This window comes from Sphingomonas faeni, assembly GCF_023195535.1.
GTDB classification, from domain to species: domain Bacteria; phylum Pseudomonadota; class Alphaproteobacteria; order Sphingomonadales; family Sphingomonadaceae; genus Sphingomonas; species Sphingomonas faeni_B.
Genome location: NZ_JALPNF010000003.1, coordinates 526495 through 543174, shown reverse-complemented (window position 1 = coordinate 543174; position 16680 = coordinate 526495). Strand labels below are relative to the sequence as shown.

Genomic DNA, 16680 nt, shown 5'->3' with positions numbered 1-16680 from the left:
GGTCAGGATCGTGCGAGATTCCTTGCCCAGTATGGCTGGCACGATCGGGACAACCCTGGGCGACCCGGGCGGCCGCGGAAACCGGCAAGCCTGATCGCTATGGATGGCCGTAAGAGCAAGCGTACGATCAATCGGCAATTCAAGGCGGCGCGCGCCCTTGCCGAGCTAGGTGCGGGTCCCGGCGACTTGGTGCCGACTTCGTTATCGAGCGCGGCTGAGCAAAGCGCATTATTGAAGCTTCCGAGCAGAGAGGCGGCAACGCTGATCCTCGCAGCGAAGCGAGGGAAACAGGTTTCAGCTAAGAGGCGGCTGCGGGCGATCACTACGCCCGAGGCTGTGACCCACCGCGAGGTCGCCGCGCTCATACAGCTTTTCAATCGGAGCGGCATCGCTGCCCGTACCAAGTTTCAGGAATTGCTGCTGGCTAGCGTCACGCAGCGCACGACCTCTTCGCCATAGCGGCGGGAGCGGCCCGACGCACACCCCTGGCAGGGTGACGTCGAGCCTGATCACCAACGGCTGTTCTAGGAGCCACTGATGACTAAGACCCCCTTACGGGCGATCCTCGCTCGCGAGAATACCCGCGTAAACACTACCAGCCGGTTAATTCCCGGAATGGTTCATGCCTTCTCCCTCGATCGGGAGGGCTGACATGCAGCATTTCAGGAGCAACCCGCCGTCGCGCCAGATCGCGCCACGCCCCCTTTACGTCCCGAGCCTTACGACAGTCGGCGCATCCATGTCCGCCGCTGAGGCACATTCCCCAAAGAGCGGCCCGAGCGCCAAAGGCTTACCGCAGCTGCGGCGGCTCGAAGCATTCATGGCGGTTCGCCCTGTCGCGCCGTCCGCGCTTGGCCGGATGGTTGCGAAGGACCCGCGCTTGGTGTTCGATCTGCGCAACGGCACATCGCCACGCGACGGACTGGCGGACAAGATCACCGCGTTTTTCAAGATCGTTGAGTTCACGGAGGCGCGCAATGCTTGAGCTTCGTATCTTGAACGGTGCGCAGGCACTGCCGCTATTCGACCTCCCCTCCCTATTGGGGCGCAAACGAGCAGCGAAGGAGGTTGGCGACCAGATCGAGTCCCTAATTGCCTTCATGGATACACTGGGGGGAGATCCCGACCTTGAAGACGGCGGGGACGACGAACCCTGTGGCGACGCCAACGACCTGTCCTATCCAGAGTGGCACACCCGGAGCCGCAAGACGACCAGCGCCGGCTACGAGATGTCAGAGACGGCCTATACGACCGAGGACGACGAAGACAGCGACCCGGCCGAGGACGACGACGCCGATACGTGCGGTGCAGGTGAAGACCATATCGCGGGGCAGGAAGACCTTCTGCTTTCGATTGGCCGATACTGGGATACTCAGACGATAGCCGACATCGACCGAGAGCCGAGTTCGTGGCCCGAAAACATCCGCCAGCCGTCAGACATGGGCAGTCACGGCTTCGAGGATGATGAAGCGCGCTTGTGCGGCAATTTCGCAATGGACGTGGAGGCCGGCACGTTCGCCGCGAACGATCGATGACCGACTGGAACGCTGCCACGTGGCGCGCATCGTTCCTGGCAGTCGGAGGCACCCTGACCTTGCACGACGGAGAGCTGATCGCAGGCTGGCGACTCGACAATCCCGAGCAGGACCGAGCCGCGGCCGACGTGTTCCGGGAGATCTACGACAACCCGGCTCGGTTCGCGATCGTTCGCAAAATGGTCGAGGCGGTCGACAGGATCTATCCGAACGCCGACGCCTTCGATGCAACGGCATGGCTCCGAAGCTTGGCGGCGATCGGCGGGGGCTACGCGCTCGGTGCCGGCCGCTTATGGCTGATAGTCCACGAATGCGACTGGATAGCGCTGGGGGACGTCATGCGGCCACTTATTGGGCATCCTGAACGTGTCGAGGCCGTCCGCGCCACCGTTGCAGCGCTCCAGCTCCACGAAGCGGAGGCTCCTAGCTGATGTGGTTCGTGTTCGCGCGGCGGTGCATTTGGCCGCCACATCGCTGGCCTAAAGAACGATTAGAGAACGGAAAATCGGAGGCCTAGGCTAGCGCAACGTTGGCTATTTGTTCGCCGCCTCGTACACCATGTCTGGTATCGCATACTGGCTGGCGGTGTTCGCCGGCCTTTGATGTTTTAGGTTTCTGCCGCGCTCTATGGGCGATGGTAATCGGTGCAGGGTTCTCCAGCGCCGTGGACGGTCGGAAGGGTTCAGCTTCCTAGGGCACGCGCCCTTCCGACCGCCTCTCCCCCATCAACACGAACGGCTGTTCACGGCCGAACGTATCACTGCGGAAAGGCACTTTTGATGCCCAGGCGTAGCCATACCCCTATCGGCGGGGCTCTTACAACGACGTTCGCTACCGACCTCGACTTGGAGATCCGCGAACGATTCCGTTCTAGATCGTCCTCAAGCGCGCCGGCGATCTGTTCCATGTCGGCTGCGACTGCTGCCAGCGCACACAGTTGCGGACTGGTGATCCGCCATCGGGGCCCAACTTTTCGGCGGTTTCTCGCGGCTTTCGCCTCGCGTGTCGGCATCAGCCCCACCACCGTCCCCAACTGACGCGCCGCGTTCGCACGCCGATACGTCGCGCTGACGGTGGTAAACGCCCCGCACGCGCCCCGGTATTTGTGCAAACGCAGACAAACCGAAGGCACCGCAATGGAACCTGTCACCGTATCAATCGCAGACGCCTGCAAGGCTACCGGCCTCGGGCGTAACTCGATTTACAATCTCATCAATGGTGGGACGCTTAGCACGGTCAAGATCGGCCGGCGCCAGCTCGTGCACGTCGAGAGCATCAAGAAGCTCGTCGGTGCAGCATGAGTAATGCCCCAAACGAAAAAGCCCCGCACCGGATCAGGGTGCAGGGCCAATTTCATCTTGGGTGTGGAGACCGTCGACGGCCTTTGTTTTACGCAAAGCTCCGCGAACGCGCAAGCGCGGTGTCGGAATGAGCGCCGATCGAAAGGACTCGTGGAAGTCCTACCTCGGCGTTTTTGCGGAGCAGGCTGGCAACCTTCCCGAGGGATGGGCGGACACGTTCTGGATCGCGGCGCTGGTCGACTTAGCGAAGACCCTCAATGCCGCACAATCGGTGCTTACAGACGAACAAAAGAGTGCGCTTGTCGCCGTTGGCGCGTGCATCGTTCGGCAGCTTGAGAAAGAGGCCGAAGCTCGGGACCTTGCTGCTACGATGATCGCGCGGGCGCGAGGGGGCACGGCATGACCGCCGTTCTACATCGCCTTGGCAGGCCACCCGTTCGAGCGCTTGTGATCAAGCAGGTCCCGCGTGGGCAGTGGTGCCTGGAATGGTTCGGTGCCAAGCCTGAAGGCAAAGTCGCGTCTATGGCAATGGGGCCGTGCGCGATGCCCTACGCTTCCGCGGAATCGCTCGCGATGCGCGTCCACCGGGCTAGCGGTATGCCGCTGGTCTATAAGCTTGAGGGTCAACCATACCGGCCACTAAACCTTACCGGCGCTCAGCAACGGCCTGGGCAGGTTTACGGGCGCGAGGTTCGCTGATGGCTTCGGTAGCGGAGAACATCACCCGGCATTATCGCGGCGAATGGCACGGCAGCTATGGGCTGTTCCCGACGCCTGGGCATAGTTCGAAGGATCGGGGAATGAAGGTGATGGACGGCGCCACTGGCGACGTCGTCATATCATCGTTCAACGGCGGTGACTGGCGCGAGATCAAGGATGAGTGCCGCAAGGCCGGGTTGCTGCCCGATCGCGAGCGCAGCGCAGACCATCCCGCTTGGCGTGATGTCGCGCGGTACGAATACGCGGACGCCAATGGCGCGGTGCTGTACCGGACCGTCCGGCGTGAGAAGCCCGGTGAGGCCAAGCGGTTCGTGGCGCAACGCCTTGAGGGCACCGCCTGGATGACCGGACTCGAGAAAGTCGAGCGCGTGCCATACCGCCTGCCCGAGTTGCTTGCAGCCGATCCGGACCAGGTTGTCTATTTCGTCGAGGGCGAACGGAAAGCTGACAAGCTGGTCGAAATGGGCTTCGTTGCCACTGCGATCGCGTTCGGGTGCAAGGGCTGGCGAGACGACTACGTTTCGTACCTTGCCGGCCGCAAGGTCGCGGTGCTGCCCGATAATGACGATGTAGGCCGCGTATTCGCCGACCAGGTAGCCGCCGCGGTGCGCTCCGCTGGGGGCGTGGCCGCTATCGTCGAGCTTCCCGGCCTGCCTCCCAAGGGCGACGTAATCGACTGGGTAAAGGCGAAGTGCAGCATGGGGGCTGGCGGTTCGGCGTTCGACCTGCGGGCACTAACCGACATCGCTTTCAACCCTGTCGTCGAGACGTTCGACATTGCCGACCTGACGGCCTGGGCGAACACTACGCCAACGCCCAAAGCCTTCGTCATGCCCGGCTTCATCCCGAAGGATGACGTGGTGATCATCACCGGCGACGGCGGCACGAACAAGTCCACCCTCGCCCTCCAGATTAGCGCCTGCGCAGCCGCGGGGAAGCCGTTCCTGGGTGTCGACGTGGTAGCGAGCCCCGCGCTCTACATCACGGCTGAGGACGACAATCGAGAGAACCATTGGCGCCTTGCCAAGATCGCGACGACGATCGGCACGACGTTGCAGGCCCTCGCTGGCCGGCTGCATGTCGTCAGCCTTCGCGGCCGGCTGAACAACGAGCTGGCGACGTTCGAAGATGGTGGCAAGCTCCGGGTGGCGACGGCGTACAAGCTGCTGCGGTCAACGATTGAGAAGACAGGCGCCAAGCTAGTGACGCTCGACAACGTGGCGCACTTGTTCCCCGGCAACGAGAACGACCGCGGGCAAGTCACGGCGTTTATCAATCTGCTGTATCAGCTATGCGGCGACTTCGGTGTGACGATCCTGCTGATCGCGCACCGGAACAAGGCAGGCGATACCTATTCGGGCAGCACGGCTTGGCTCAATGCAGTCCGGTCGCAAGTGCTTATGGAGCGCTCGGAAGACGACGCGGACGTGCGCCGCATATCGCTGGGCAAGGCCAACTATGCGCGCGCTGGGGAGGAAATGTCCTGTCGGTGGCATGACTTCGCGCTGGTGCGTGACGCGGATCTGTCGCCGGATATGCGGGCCCAGATCGCAGAGGTCGCAGCGACCAATTCGGCAAATCAGGCCTTCCTCGACTGTCTCGCGGCTGCGGTGAAGCAGGGTCTTCACGTCTCCGCCAATGTCAGCCCGAGCTATGCCCCCAGCCGGTTCGAGGGAATGCCAGAGGCTAAGGGGATGAAAAAGGACAAGCTCGCGCTCGCGATGAAGCGCCTGCTGTCGATCGGCAAAGTCGAACAGATCGAGGTTTACGACACGACAAAGGGGCGTTCATCCGGACGCTTGCAAACGACCCCCAACGCCACCCCCGAACGCTTCCCACAGACGTTCCCGAACGACCCCGAACTGCCTTCCCAAACCACCCCCCCCACATACGGTTATATAAATATACCGGACGCGGCACTTGGGGTGCCCGCGCCCTCCCATGAAGAAGCAGCCGAGCAGCCAAAGGGTAGGCCCCGCGGTAAGCAGATCCTTGCCCCCGGTGAGACTGGCAACGAGCCGGTTCCGGGGTTCGAGGACTTCGGGTGATGCTTAGGTGCGCGGCCGATAATCCGGGGTTTTTACGGGGCGCGAACCTGACGGCGGTAAGCGCACTTTACCGCCACGAGAATAACCGTCGCATGGTCGCCCCCTCGCTCCCTACGCCCGAACTAGCCGCGCAGTATGACGACTGGCTCGACACCTTCCGAAGCCATTCGACGGCGCGCGATGCGGCGAACTGGGCAATGGGCGACCTGATCGCGGACGCCCGGTGCAAGGGGATCGGGGCGACGACAACCGAGATGGCCGGGGTGTTGGACATTGCGCGGGTGAAGCTGAGCAACAGTGTTCGCATCGCCACTGCATTCCCACCAGGCAAGCGTGACGATCGGCTATCGTTCGAGGTGCACGCGCAACTTTCCTGCCTGCCCGACGAAACTCGGTTCGAGACGCTGGCGACCGCGGTTGCGGAAGGCTGGGGCGAGCGTAAGGCGAAAGCGGCGGCAGTCGCCTACCGGCAGGAGCGCGCCGGGTTCGTTGACGAAGATCGGGAAACGACGCTGGCTGTCCACATCATGCGAGCTTGGAACCGCGGCACGCCGGAAGCCCGCGAGTATTTCAACGAGCTGCGCCAGATCGCCGGTCTTGGCATCATTGATGAGGACGCCTGACACCGTGCGTAAGGCTCAGTCGACCAAGATTGCCGAACCGATCCCAGTTGAGTTTGAACGGGTATTCGTCGAGCTGGGTTGGGAGCGCGCCAATCGCATATTCGGGAAGCGCGCGACGACGCGCTACTTCACGGCGTTGGGCGCCGATCGCCTTCGCGCGGCACGAATAGATTATAGCAACTCTGTCTGACCTAGATTCTCGAATCTCAAGCCCATTGGTTCAACGCGATGAAAATGAGCTTTTTCGAAGTTCTCGGAAGACTCGGACACCTCGAAAGCAAAACGCTGAGCTTTGTCTGATTCAGATATAAAAGCCCCGCTAATAAAAACCACCATCTCGATCACGCTCCTCTCCAGGAGGCCCGAAAGCATAACAGTATCTGAACGCAATACCACCGGCTCTGCTGTCGAGGGTATAGGCTTAAAGCATGAGCTGCCTAGATAAATACTGCTTTGGGAATCTTTAGGTCGCCAAGTGAATGCTAGCTTTTCAACCACACAACCGGTCCCGCCAACATTTGCGCAGACAATATCGTAGGTAAGCCACAACGCCTCAATCTTGAAGTTTGCTAGGCTGATGACAACTACCGGGCGGGCGGCGCTCTGATATGCGACGTTGGACTGCTTTGTACCTTCCGCCGCCTGTCGGGCATACCAAGCGGCCGCGATCGCTGCTATCATCGTCAGCGCGCCCAGAGACAAACTCAAGGCCGCTATCCGGGTTTGCTCGAATGCTGAAACCGCGCTGGCGCTGGCAGCATCGGCCGCACGACGAGCCTCCAAGATACTATTCGACTGATCTCGCTGTTTTTGTTCGGCGTCGAGACAGTCGGCAGCACGACGTTCGATACGGCTAGGAATTTTAAGCCGCCGAATGACTTCCGCCTGACATCTTTGTCCACCTGGCCGGAAGCGTGCGACCTCCTGTTTGAAAGCGTTGTCCGGAGTTAGTTTTGGGGCTTGTGGATAAATGACCCATGTCGATGCGATGAGCAAGACGCTGCCTAGCAAAGCCGCCAGAACGTACCAAAGCACTCTTTGCATCAATGAGTTCGACCCCTGCGGCTTGCCCGCAAACAGCTTGTTTCCGATCGGGCCTGAGAAGTCTATACTGGCCTGACAGAGCAGACGCCGAGTTCCGAGTTGGACAAACCGACTGCGGGCGGACATGGCCTCCGCCGAACTGCCGAGAGCATTCCCTCAGATTTGACGGTAACCCCACCACGTTGCACCAACATGGCAGTGACCGTCCAAATCTGAATGACCGATGACGGCGGTAACCGCTGGTCTTACCTACCGATAGCTCCTGATCATTGGCCTGCGATCGACGCTGGCACCAGGAGACGACAATGCCCTATCGCCGCGTTTCAGATGGCACAATGGTCGCAGATAGCGAGGCCCTAGACGCTTCGGGCGCGCTGCGATCCGGTTACGCCGCCAGCATGGCGAGCGCCTGGATGGGGCCGGGGGATTACATCGGCTTCGACGTAATGATGACCGACACCGGCAAGACCGTCCGGAGCCGCAATTTCTGCGATACGGCGAACCCTGGCGCAGTGTCCCTTACCGACGCCGAGCGGACGTTTGCAGACAGTGGCGCCGGCCGCTCTGAGATCGCGCACGCCCGCTATGTTCACGACCTTTCGCAGAGCCACTTGGGCGCCAATGCGCAGCCTTGGAGCGAAGCGATCGAAGCGCAAACCGTTCGTAAGTTGACCGGTAACCATGCGCGCACCGCCGCGACGTTGGCGGACCAGACGCATCAGGCCGCGGCCCTCAGAATTGAGGCGGATGCCGCACACAAACGAATGTCAGACGACTTGCACAACGGCTGGCGCAAGTAACCGGCCGCGCTTCGGCGCCGCCAATGGGAGACGAAACATGCCTAAACCGACCGACGAACGTATTGGCGCCGCACTTGCGCAGGGCGCGCGCCTAACCGACGTCAATATTCTAATCGCAGATATGCAGGCTGAGATCGCGGAAGCGACCGCTGAGGCCGCGCGCCTAGACGCGGTTTCGATCGCGGTAGAGACCGCCGAGGCGGACGCTGACGACGCCGCAGACGAGGCAGCTAAGCAGCGGCGGCGGGCAACCCGGATGACCGCCAAGCTAGAGCTACTTCACGCCCGCGTGACGGAGCTTGAGGATTCGAACCGCCGCAAGCTCGCGGAAACCGCCTACGCTGGGGCGATGCAGCGGCGAGATGATCTAGCCGCCGACATTCGGAAGCAATGGCCTGAACTAACTGCGAGCATGATCGCGCTCTTTACGCGGATCCAAGAATCCGACGCCGAGTGCCGTAAGCTGGGCAGTTGCTACGGCAAGCCCGCGCTAATCAGTGCCGAGGCGGTTGCGCGGGGTTGCTCCAACATCTTTGTTGTGCCGGTCGGCGGATGTGGTGGTCAGCACGTACCGAGGCTGACTGATACTAGGCTGACGTGCTTGGAAGCGTCGGATTCCTTCGCGGTAACCTACGGCATATGGCCCCCTCGGGACATGATGCATGGTTAGATTTCCAGAGATACCGGGTGCTCTCCGCCCGGTAGCCGCGGTCGGAGGGTGGGTTGGTGGTCACCTCACCTGCCCGATCGCGGCAAACTTCCTCACCAGCGCGCCCATGACGGCAGCGCGGTCTATCGAAAGCACCAGCCATGAACACTGATCTGACGCTCGACTTCGCTGGTGGCAAGTTCCGCTTCCACTTGAATGATCAGCAGATGTGGAACCTCGAGCGAGGCCTTGGCGGGCCACAGTCATTGCCTCAGCCGCCGCTACTGATCGGTCCCGCCTACGCCCGGTTACTGCGCGGCCGGTTCATCCGCGACGGCGAGGAAATTGCCTCGCCTGCCCACGCCGAGTTTTCCGCGGTCGAGCTAAGCCAGATCATCCGCGCCGGACTTATCGGCGGCGGCGGCGGCGACGTTGGCGACGAGCACATCTCGTGGGACGAGTACGACGTCGACAGCTACATGCGTTGCTATGTCAGCCCTATGCCGCTGGTCGAGCGCTGGGAACTGGCGTTGGCTATCATGGGGGCGGCGGTCGAGGGTATCACCCCGCCTGCTAGCGATGGCTGATAACGAAGCCTCCGCCGACCGCCTCGCAAACGGCACGTTCGCGCCTGGCAACCCGGGGAAGGCAAAGGGCACGCGCTGGCGCCAGTCGCGCGCGGCCGAGCTGTTGCTCGAGGGTGAGTCCGAAGCGCTAACCCGCAAGGCGATCGACCTTGCCAAGGCGGGCGATACCACCGCCCTCCGCCTTTGCCTGGAACGGCTGGTGCCGGTGCGGAAAGACCGGACGATTGAGTTCGAGTTGCCCAACGTAACCACCGCCTCCGATCACCCTGTCGCGCTGGGGGCTATCCTTGCCGGGGTGGCGACAGGCGAGATCACACCAGCAGAGGCGCAGGCTCTATCGGCCGTGCTGGAGCAACACCGTCGTGCGCTGGAAACCGCCGACATCGACGAACGCCTACGGGCAATCGAGGAGCGCCAAAATGGTTAGTCGCACCGAACGTCTTTCCCGGCTGGAGGCACCGAAGCGCGCCGACGCCCTACTAGCTCGCCAGATCACGAACGACCGCGCCGAGTTCGACGTCTTCACCGCAGCAGCTCGAGCGGCCGGGGAGAGTGACGACGACCAGGAGCGCGCATGGGTAGCAACCCGGCAGATGCTCGTGCGCTACCCCGGATGCGCTGTCGCCTTCGCTGGCATGACGATGACGGATTTGATGGCATGATCGTGCCGACAGCTATCGAGCGCATTGCCGCCGCCTATCCACCGGAAGCTGCGCATACACTTGCTGCCGATCGGGAACGCTACTTCACGGCTGAGCAGCTGGCCGCGTGGGAGCTTCGCTTTGCGGGCCATCGTGTCCCGAAACCAGGCGCCCCCAAATCTGGGGCCGCCGCATGAAAAGCGATTGGGCGAAGCGCCTAGCTGCGGTCGAGGCACACCAGATCCAGAAGAACCGCCGGTTTTTCGTCGTGCTGCCTTGGGATCTGGAGCCCGACGCGACGGAAGATGACATGGTCTGTTATTACCGGATCGTCGCGCCCAACGGCGAATATGGCGGCGTGCCTGTCGAATACGAACGTACTGGCGTCCACCCGTCGCAGGACCATCCCGGCTCGCGCAATCGGGAGCTCTATTACGGCGAGCATCCCGCCGCCTGCGAGCCATCAACGGAGGGCGCAGCGTGAACGCCAAGCTACTCGCGCGCCTGGAGCGCGCCGAAGTCCAGTTCCCGCCGATCGTACACCACTGGGATATGAGCGGCCTTACCGAACGAGAGTTAGAGATCCTGGAATCCCTGCCCGCGACCGAGGCAGAGTTGTGCGCTGTTATCTACGCACCGGACTATGACTTTATCGGCCTAGCGCTGATCGTCCGCCGGTTGCAGCGCGGGCAATAATGGCGTTGGTGGATACCCCGTCCGCCTAAACTTCGTGCTTTCATGCGGGAAACGGGCGTTTGTAGCACCAAGCAGCGACCAACCCCACCGCACGACCAACCGCTTCCTTCACGGCGGTAAAGCTGGCCAGCTTTTACCGACACCTGTCGGGGATGCCGAAGACCGCCCCCAAGCCACAGCCGGATAGCGTGCCGGTTACATTCGACGCCCCTTGGACGTGGTGTACGCCACTGGCGACTGTCGAGTTCCAAGCCGGAGTGCCCGTCACCCTCGACGCCCTCGCGCGGTACGGCGACATCCATTCGGCCGCTGCGGCGCAGGCGAGCCATGATGGGCCGTAAGTTTAGCGATAAGCTTCGGACATTGGCCGCAGCGATCAAGCGCGATGTGGCCAAGGAAATGTACGCCGCTGCGGACATCGTCGCGACGGAAGCACATATTTCAATAACGACAGGGTCAGTTGGCGGCAAGAATCATGTCGCCTCTCAACCTGGCGAGGCGCCGAACTCTGACACCCAAGTCCTTAACCGCGGCATTCATGTTCTCCAGCTTGCGCCATTGCATGTCCAGGTCGTTTCAACTGCACCTTACTCAGTCGACTTAGAATATGGGACAAGTAAGATGGCGGCTCGACCTTTCATGCGCCCCGCCGCTGACAAGTCTAGCGACAAAGTTGATAAGATGCTGCGCAACGCTGCCTTCCGCGCCGCCCGTCGACATTTCAAGGATTAAGCTATGGGCTCTCTCTCCGTTGCCGAGATCGCTGTCGATCTTCGCGCCAAATATGACAAACTGGATCGCGAGCTTGGGACCGCGAGCAGCCGTGTAGACCGAAGCCTGAGTGCAATGGAGCAGCGTGGCAGCGCTTTCGCGTCTAAGTTCTCCGGGGCTTTGGGCGCGGTTAGCGCCGGCCTCCTAGTTGCGCAGCTTAGTAAGATCGCGGACACGTCTAAGCAGCTCGACGCGCAGCTTCGGTTAGCCACGAACGGTTTCGGTTCGTTCAACAAGGCGCAGGACGATACCAGGAAGATCGCGGCTAGCACGCGATCGTCATTAGAAGCCACGACGGCGCTGTACGGCAACTTCGCGCGCGCCTCGCAGCAAACCGGACGATCGCAGGCCGACGCTGCCCGCGCGACTGAGACATTCTCGAAGGCCCTCAAGATCGGCGGGGCGGACGCCAACGCCGCGGCATCGGCAACCCTCCAGTTTGGGCAGGCGCTTGCGTCTGGCGCGCTACGCGGCGACGAATTTAACAGCATCGCCGAAGCCTCCCCGCGCATCGTCAAGCTAATCGCGGATTCGATGGGCGTAACGCAGGGCGCGGTTCGCAAGCTAGCGGCAGAGGGGAAGCTTACCAGCGACGTTCTATTTCGCGCTCTCACTGATCCAAAGTTCACGGCCTCTATCGATAGCGACTTCAAACAGCTTCCCTCAACGTTTGGCGAGGCGATGCAGCAAATCGAAAATGCGGCTGTCATCACCTTCGGCGCGTTTGACAAAGGGGGCCAGTTCTCTAACGCGATCGTCAATATCCTAGCCGATGGCACTACGTCATTCGCTGGCCTTGAGGATCTAGCGCGCGACTTTGGCGTTGAGACACGCGCGATATTCGACGGCTTGGGGAACGTATTCGATCCGTTGACTAATGGCGCCGACTTCGCGTTTGACAACATCATCGTCAAAACCCGCAGCGTCAAAGAGCAGATCGAAAGCCTGCTAGGCAGTTTCGACCGCGTGGGTACGGCGGGGGCTAACTTTGCCAACTTCCTCAACGCACCTGGAAACTACCTCCGAAGTTTCACCGGAGGGCAGCAAGTTACAGTCGCGCCGCCGTCGCTTCGCAGCAACTTCCGTGTGGCAAGCGCACGCAGCGCAGAGCAGGCACAAGCGCGCCGCGTCGAGTCACAGCTTGCCGATCGCTTCCCCGGCACCAATCGTGACGGCTCGCTAAACCTGACTGGCAACCGGCAAGCGCCGGCCGTTGTGCGGGCACCGTCTGCCGGCGGGGGAAGGCCAAGCGCAGCACGCCGGACGAGCGCGCCTAAGTCGCCACTCAATGAGGATGCGTTCACCCGGCAGGAAGCGCAGCTTAACGACCGCATCCTTCGCGCCCGTGGCGATGAAGCTGACACGGCCGAGCAGCGCGCCGCCGTAGAGGTTGCTCGCATTGAAGCGCAGCGCGTCAAGAATGATGACCTGATCAAGGGCGATAAGCGGATTACGGACGTTCAGCGGATACGGCTTACCGCTTTGACCGATCTAGCCGCGGCGACCGAGAAAGCGGCAGTCATTCGCGAGCGCGACGTTGCGATCGAGCAGCGTGCATCGGCCGCGATCCGTCGTTCGGCGCAATCGGCGGAGGCGGGCAACCGTAATGAGCAAGACACGCTTCGTTCGCGCCTCGACCTCGCCAAGACGGCGAACGAGCGCAAAGAGATCGAGCTTCGCCTATTGGCGCTCGCGCAGCAGCAGGAACGGGCCGACCAGGAGCAGCTAATTGCCGATCGTCGCCGGGTGCTTGCGGACAAGAACACAGGTCCCGATGCGCGAGCAACCGCAACCGCCGACATTGGCGATGCGGAGCGTCGGCTGGGTACGTTGAAGCAGACGCAACCGAACGAGCGGGCGGCAGTCGAGCAGCGCTATGCGTCGCGCGGGCAGCAGTACGCAGACGGCTTCAATGCGGATCGTCTGAAAGAGGATATTCAGGGCATCGAGATTAACGGCCTCGAGTCTTTGAACGATGGCCTGGCGGACGCAATCACCGGGGCGAAGTCGCTTGGTGACGTGTTCCACGACGTCGCCGGCGGCATCGTCCGCGACCTTTTGCGCATCGCAATCCAGCAAGCCATCATCAAGCCGATCGCCAATTCCTTGTTCGGCGCTGGCGCTTCTGGCGGGGGCGGCGGAGGATTCGCGTCAATCATCGGTTCAATCGGTACGGCGCTGGCGGGCGGCGGCTCAAGCTCTGGCCTGCCTCGCCTCGCCAATGGAGGCCAGATCCGCGCAGGCGGGATGGGTGGCGTTGATAAAAACGTGCTGAGCGTCAACGGCGTACCTCGCGCGATGATCGGAGCGCACGAGCGGCTGAGCGTCGCCAACCCGAACCTGTCGAGCATCAACACGAATGCGAGGGCAGCTCGACCTTCACAGCATGTGACGAACCACTATTCGATTAGCGTCGACGCAAAGAACTCAGTCAATCCAACTGGGTTCGCGCGCGAGTTGTCGAGCGTCATTCTAGCAGAGGCTGCAAGGATGGACGGGAGGACTTACAAGAACGCGGTTCGAGATACACCCGGTCATATGGCCTCTTACGAGCGGCTTAAGTCGTGACGGAGTTGGTTGTGGTTCAATCCGCCCGACGCAGTACCGCGCGCTCAAAGCCGGCCGACTTCCGTGCAGTCTACATCGCGATCGGCTGGGGCGGCATCGAGGCGCATTACGGTACGAATTGGCGCGTCGTGAAGCGCTGGATAGACGAGGAAGGGCGAGAGGAACTGATCGCAGCTCGCGCCGTCGCGGTAGACAGGCAGCGCCGCCGCGCGCGGTTCCGGCAATACGTCCTGCAGAACCGGCCCGAGGGCGCCGGCCTTATCGCTTAAGCGCTGCAACCTCGCGATCGATGACGGCCACAAAAGCGGCCATCTCATTGCCCGGTAGGCCTTCGTCTATGTTCGTGCCCGACTGCCCGAAGATGCGATACTTGATCCCGAACAGCGGTGTCGCAGGATTGAAGGCTTTCGCCGCCGCGCGCAGCACCTCGACCTTTATAGGGAACACGACGTCGGCATAGTGCGTGCAGCCGTAGCGGGAGCATGAGACGTCGCTAGACACCTGGGAGACGGAGGCTTCCTCGATGCCATCGGGGGCTTCGTAAGTCGCCCGAGAGAACGTGTCGAAGCCCCGACCGCCGTAGGTCATGGAGTGATAGACTTGCGCCGACACCGCGCCAGTCTTTCGGTTAATGAAGGCGCGCAGGAAGCTGTTCTCGGAGGTGGTGCTGGCGAGCAGGCCCTTGCTGGTGATCGCTGTCACGTCTCGCGTGCTAATCGTGATTTGCGGATCCAAGCTATCGCCGGTGACCGCGATCAAACCGACCAGCTCAGCCGGAGGACGCGCGAGCAGGGCCAGCGTTCGCTGTTCGGACTTGGACTGCGCAGCCGCAATCGCTGGTGACATGATCGACAACGCAATCGCAGCACTCGCCGCCCAACCTACTCGTGACATTCCCGCCCCCAGAATAATTCAGGCAAGGCTAGGCGCGGACGATTCGCTTATCAACTGAACAGCGGCGGCGTTTTTGCCGTGTTGGGTGGCCAGTGGGGCCGATATTCTAGGGTTACCTAAGCAGCTGTTTTAGCACGCTAAATCTAGGTAAATGGCGGAGAGGGTGGGATTCGAACCCACGGTACCCTCGCGGGTACGCCGCATTTCGAGTGCGGTACATTCGACCACTCTGCCACCTCTCCGCAGGTCATCCAAAACACTGCGAACAGCGCCTCCGATCGGTCGAAGGGGCGCCTCTAATGAACTGCCCCTGGGGACGCAAGCGGATTTCGAGCTTGCGGGCACTGTCCGGCGCGTTTTCCTTGTGCGGCGCAAAACAGACCCTAAATTGGCCGATATGCCCCGACACGACAGTATCGCTCACCACATCACGAGCCCGCTTATCCCCGCCGAGGTGGTCGCGCCGCCGATCTCGCACGCGAATTTCTCGATCGGCGACGTCGTGCGGCACCGGCTGTTCGATTTCCGCGGGGTGATCTTCGATGTGGATCCCGTCTTCGCGAACAGCGACGAATGGTATGCCGCGATTCCCGAGGACATCCGTCCGCGCAAGGATCAGCCCTTCTACCATCTGCTCGCCGAGAACATGGAGTCGAGCTACGTCGCCTATGTCAGCCAGCAGAACCTGGTGCCCGACGACAGCGATGAGCCGGTCGATCATCCGGCGATCTCGGGGTTGTTCAGCGACTATGCGGATGGCCGGTACGCGCTGCGGCAGGTTCACCGGCACTGAGGCGAATCGCGCCGTCGTCTAAAGACGCTTGTTCTTCCGCGAAGGTGGGAGTCCAGTCCGGGTCCCCGCCTTCGCGGAGAAACAATCTTGCGACGGTGCGGTAGACGACACCATACTCTCCATCTTTACCACCCTCCCGCGCCCCTTCGCGGTTGACAACTCTGCCCCCCTCCCTTAGCTGCCCGGCTTCTCCCGGCGGACCTTGCGTTCGTGGGGCACATGTATTTGGAAAGTGACAAGGGCCATGTTCGCAGTCGTGCGCACGGGCGGCAAGCAGTATCGCGTCGCCGCCGGAGATAAGATCGTCATCGAGAAGATCGAGGGCGATGCAGGTGCGTCGGTGACGCTGGGTGACGTTCTGCTGGCGGGCGATGGCTCGGAGCTGCGGTCCGTCGAGGGCTTCGTCGTCGCTGCAGAGATCATCGCGCAGGCGAAGGCGGACAAGGTCATCGTCTTCAAGAAGCGTCGTCGTCATAACTATCGTCGCAAGAACGGCCATCGCCAGCAGCACACGATCCTGAAGATCGTCAGCGTTGGTGGCCAGACCGCCAAGAGCAACGAGGGCGACACCGCCCCGGCCGCTCAGGCATAAGGAGTAGCTTCAGATGGCACATAAGAAAGCAGGCGGCTCTTCGCGCAACGGTCGCGATTCGGCCGGTCGTCGTCTCGGCGTAAAGAAGTTCGGTGGCCAGGCGTGCGTCGCCGGCAACATCCTCGTGCGTCAGCGCGGGACGAAGTTCTACCCGGGCACGAACGTCGGTATTGGTACCGACCATACGCTGTTCGCGTTGGTCGATGGCCGCGTCGTGTTCAGCCAGGGCAAACTCGGGCGCAAATTCTGCTCGGTCGAGCTGGCAGCGAACGACACGGCAGAGATGCCGGTAGCAGCCGAATAACATCGGGTAACCATCCGGGTTGCCCACCAGGGTGACCCGGGTCGCGAAAGCGAACCTGAACAAGGGAGACGGGTCACCCCGGCTCCCTTTTTTATTGCTCCCTCCACGCGGCTG

The 16680-nt window shown here is 61.8% G+C and carries 23 protein-coding genes and 1 tRNA gene; 21 read left to right on the top strand and 3 right to left on the bottom strand.

The genetic code is table 11. From position 1 onward, the window contains the following. Window positions 1-99 precede the first annotated feature (99 nt). The 8 genes from SPHN_RS09810 (at window position 100) to SPHN_RS09775 (ending at window position 6227) form a co-directional block, all read left to right on the top strand. Window positions 100-459: a hypothetical protein gene (locus SPHN_RS09810; protein ID WP_248522953.1), complete on the top strand. Its 360-nt coding sequence runs from the start codon at window positions 100-102 to the stop codon at window positions 457-459. Between the two features lie 361 nt (window positions 460-820). Then, window positions 821-985 (top strand): hypothetical protein, encoded by a 165-nt coding sequence (locus SPHN_RS09805; protein WP_248522952.1) that lies wholly within the window; start codon window positions 821-823, stop codon window positions 983-985. Further along, window positions 978-1535, top strand: a complete 558-nt coding sequence (locus SPHN_RS09800) for a hypothetical protein (RefSeq protein ID WP_248522951.1) — start codon at window positions 978-980, stop codon at window positions 1533-1535. Before SPHN_RS09805 ends, SPHN_RS09800 begins: the two co-directional genes overlap by 8 nt. Next, entirely contained in the window at window positions 1532-1966 is a 435-nt protein-coding gene (locus SPHN_RS09795; RefSeq protein WP_248522950.1) for a hypothetical protein, read from the top strand. Before SPHN_RS09800 ends, SPHN_RS09795 begins: the two co-directional genes overlap by 4 nt. A gap of 705 nt (window positions 1967-2671) precedes the next feature. Further along, window positions 2672-2836: a helix-turn-helix domain-containing protein gene (locus SPHN_RS09790; RefSeq protein WP_248522949.1), complete on the top strand. Its 165-nt coding sequence runs from the start codon at window positions 2672-2674 to the stop codon at window positions 2834-2836. A gap of 127 nt (window positions 2837-2963) precedes the next feature. Then, complete coding sequence (locus tag SPHN_RS09785; protein WP_248522948.1) at window positions 2964-3239, top strand: hypothetical protein; 276 nt, start codon at window positions 2964-2966, stop codon at window positions 3237-3239. 295 nt (window positions 3240-3534) lie between these two features. Further along, window positions 3535-5604: an AAA family ATPase gene (locus tag SPHN_RS09780; RefSeq protein ID WP_248522947.1), complete on the top strand. Its 2070-nt coding sequence runs from the start codon at window positions 3535-3537 to the stop codon at window positions 5602-5604. Between the two features lie 197 nt (window positions 5605-5801). Beyond that, on the top strand, window positions 5802-6227 hold the full coding sequence (locus tag SPHN_RS09775) for a hypothetical protein (protein ID WP_248522946.1): 426 nt from the start codon (window positions 5802-5804) through the stop codon (window positions 6225-6227). Window positions 6228-6398: 171 nt separating this feature from the next. On the opposite strand, the gene SPHN_RS09770 is transcribed toward SPHN_RS09775, so the two are convergent. Continuing rightward, entirely contained in the window at window positions 6399-7397 is a 999-nt protein-coding gene (locus SPHN_RS09770) for a hypothetical protein (RefSeq protein WP_248522945.1), read from the bottom strand. A gap of 179 nt (window positions 7398-7576) precedes the next feature. On the opposite strand from SPHN_RS09770, the gene SPHN_RS09765 reads away from it, so the two are divergent. The 10 genes from SPHN_RS09765 to SPHN_RS09720 all read left to right on the top strand — a co-directional run bounded on the left by SPHN_RS09765 (window position 7577) and on the right by SPHN_RS09720 (window position 14252). Beyond that, on the top strand, window positions 7577-8071 hold the full coding sequence (locus SPHN_RS09765) for a hypothetical protein (RefSeq protein WP_248522944.1): 495 nt from the start codon (window positions 7577-7579) through the stop codon (window positions 8069-8071). A gap of 37 nt (window positions 8072-8108) precedes the next feature. Beyond that, the gene (locus tag SPHN_RS09760; protein WP_248522943.1) at window positions 8109-8741 is read left to right on the top strand and encodes a hypothetical protein; all 633 of its coding nucleotides are present in this window, start codon (window positions 8109-8111) and stop codon (window positions 8739-8741) included. Between the two features lie 140 nt (window positions 8742-8881). Beyond that, window positions 8882-9307 (top strand): hypothetical protein, encoded by a 426-nt coding sequence (locus SPHN_RS09755; RefSeq protein ID WP_248522942.1) that lies wholly within the window; start codon window positions 8882-8884, stop codon window positions 9305-9307. Further along, window positions 9300-9734, top strand: a complete 435-nt coding sequence (locus tag SPHN_RS09750) for a hypothetical protein (protein ID WP_248522941.1) — start codon at window positions 9300-9302, stop codon at window positions 9732-9734. Before SPHN_RS09755 ends, SPHN_RS09750 begins: the two co-directional genes overlap by 8 nt. Beyond that, on the top strand, window positions 9727-9969 hold the full coding sequence (locus tag SPHN_RS09745; protein ID WP_248522940.1) for a hypothetical protein: 243 nt from the start codon (window positions 9727-9729) through the stop codon (window positions 9967-9969). Before SPHN_RS09750 ends, SPHN_RS09745 begins: the two co-directional genes overlap by 8 nt. A gap of 172 nt (window positions 9970-10141) precedes the next feature. Beyond that, window positions 10142-10432: a hypothetical protein gene (locus SPHN_RS09740; RefSeq protein ID WP_248522939.1), complete on the top strand. Its 291-nt coding sequence runs from the start codon at window positions 10142-10144 to the stop codon at window positions 10430-10432. Next, entirely contained in the window at window positions 10429-10644 is a 216-nt protein-coding gene (locus SPHN_RS09735; RefSeq protein ID WP_248522938.1) for a hypothetical protein, read from the top strand. The genes SPHN_RS09740 and SPHN_RS09735 overlap by 4 nt, the downstream gene beginning before the upstream one ends. A gap of 327 nt (window positions 10645-10971) precedes the next feature. Next, the gene (locus tag SPHN_RS09730; RefSeq protein WP_248522937.1) at window positions 10972-11376 is read left to right on the top strand and encodes an HK97-gp10 family putative phage morphogenesis protein; all 405 of its coding nucleotides are present in this window, start codon (window positions 10972-10974) and stop codon (window positions 11374-11376) included. Between the two features lie 3 nt (window positions 11377-11379). After that, complete coding sequence (locus SPHN_RS09725; protein ID WP_248522936.1) at window positions 11380-13983, top strand: tape measure protein; 2604 nt, start codon at window positions 11380-11382, stop codon at window positions 13981-13983. Window positions 13984-13994: 11 nt separating this feature from the next. After that, entirely contained in the window at window positions 13995-14252 is a 258-nt protein-coding gene (locus SPHN_RS09720) for a hypothetical protein (RefSeq protein ID WP_248522935.1), read from the top strand. Here the strand turns inward: SPHN_RS09720 and SPHN_RS09715 are convergent. Continuing rightward, the gene (locus SPHN_RS09715) at window positions 14242-14838 is read right to left on the bottom strand and encodes a hypothetical protein (RefSeq protein ID WP_248522934.1); all 597 of its coding nucleotides are present in this window, start codon (window positions 14836-14838) and stop codon (window positions 14242-14244) included. The genes SPHN_RS09720 and SPHN_RS09715 overlap by 11 nt on opposite strands. Before the next feature lie 191 nt (window positions 14839-15029). Next, window positions 15030-15119: transfer RNA gene (locus SPHN_RS09710), tRNA-Ser, on the bottom strand. 155 nt (window positions 15120-15274) lie between these two features. On the opposite strand from SPHN_RS09710, the gene hspQ reads away from it, so the two are divergent. From hspQ to rpmA, 3 genes are all read left to right on the top strand, one after another. Then, the gene (gene hspQ / locus SPHN_RS09705) at window positions 15275-15670 is read left to right on the top strand and encodes a heat shock protein HspQ (RefSeq protein WP_248522988.1); all 396 of its coding nucleotides are present in this window, start codon (window positions 15275-15277) and stop codon (window positions 15668-15670) included. 244 nt (window positions 15671-15914) lie between these two features. Beyond that, window positions 15915-16262 carry a 50S ribosomal protein L21 gene (gene rplU, locus SPHN_RS09700; RefSeq protein WP_248522933.1) on the top strand — a complete coding sequence of 116 codons (348 nt, stop codon included), beginning with the start codon at window positions 15915-15917 and terminating at the stop codon, window positions 16260-16262. 13 nt (window positions 16263-16275) lie between these two features. Continuing rightward, window positions 16276-16566: a 50S ribosomal protein L27 gene (gene rpmA, locus SPHN_RS09695; RefSeq protein WP_132738101.1), complete on the top strand. Its 291-nt coding sequence runs from the start codon at window positions 16276-16278 to the stop codon at window positions 16564-16566. Window positions 16567-16680 lie beyond the last annotated feature (114 nt).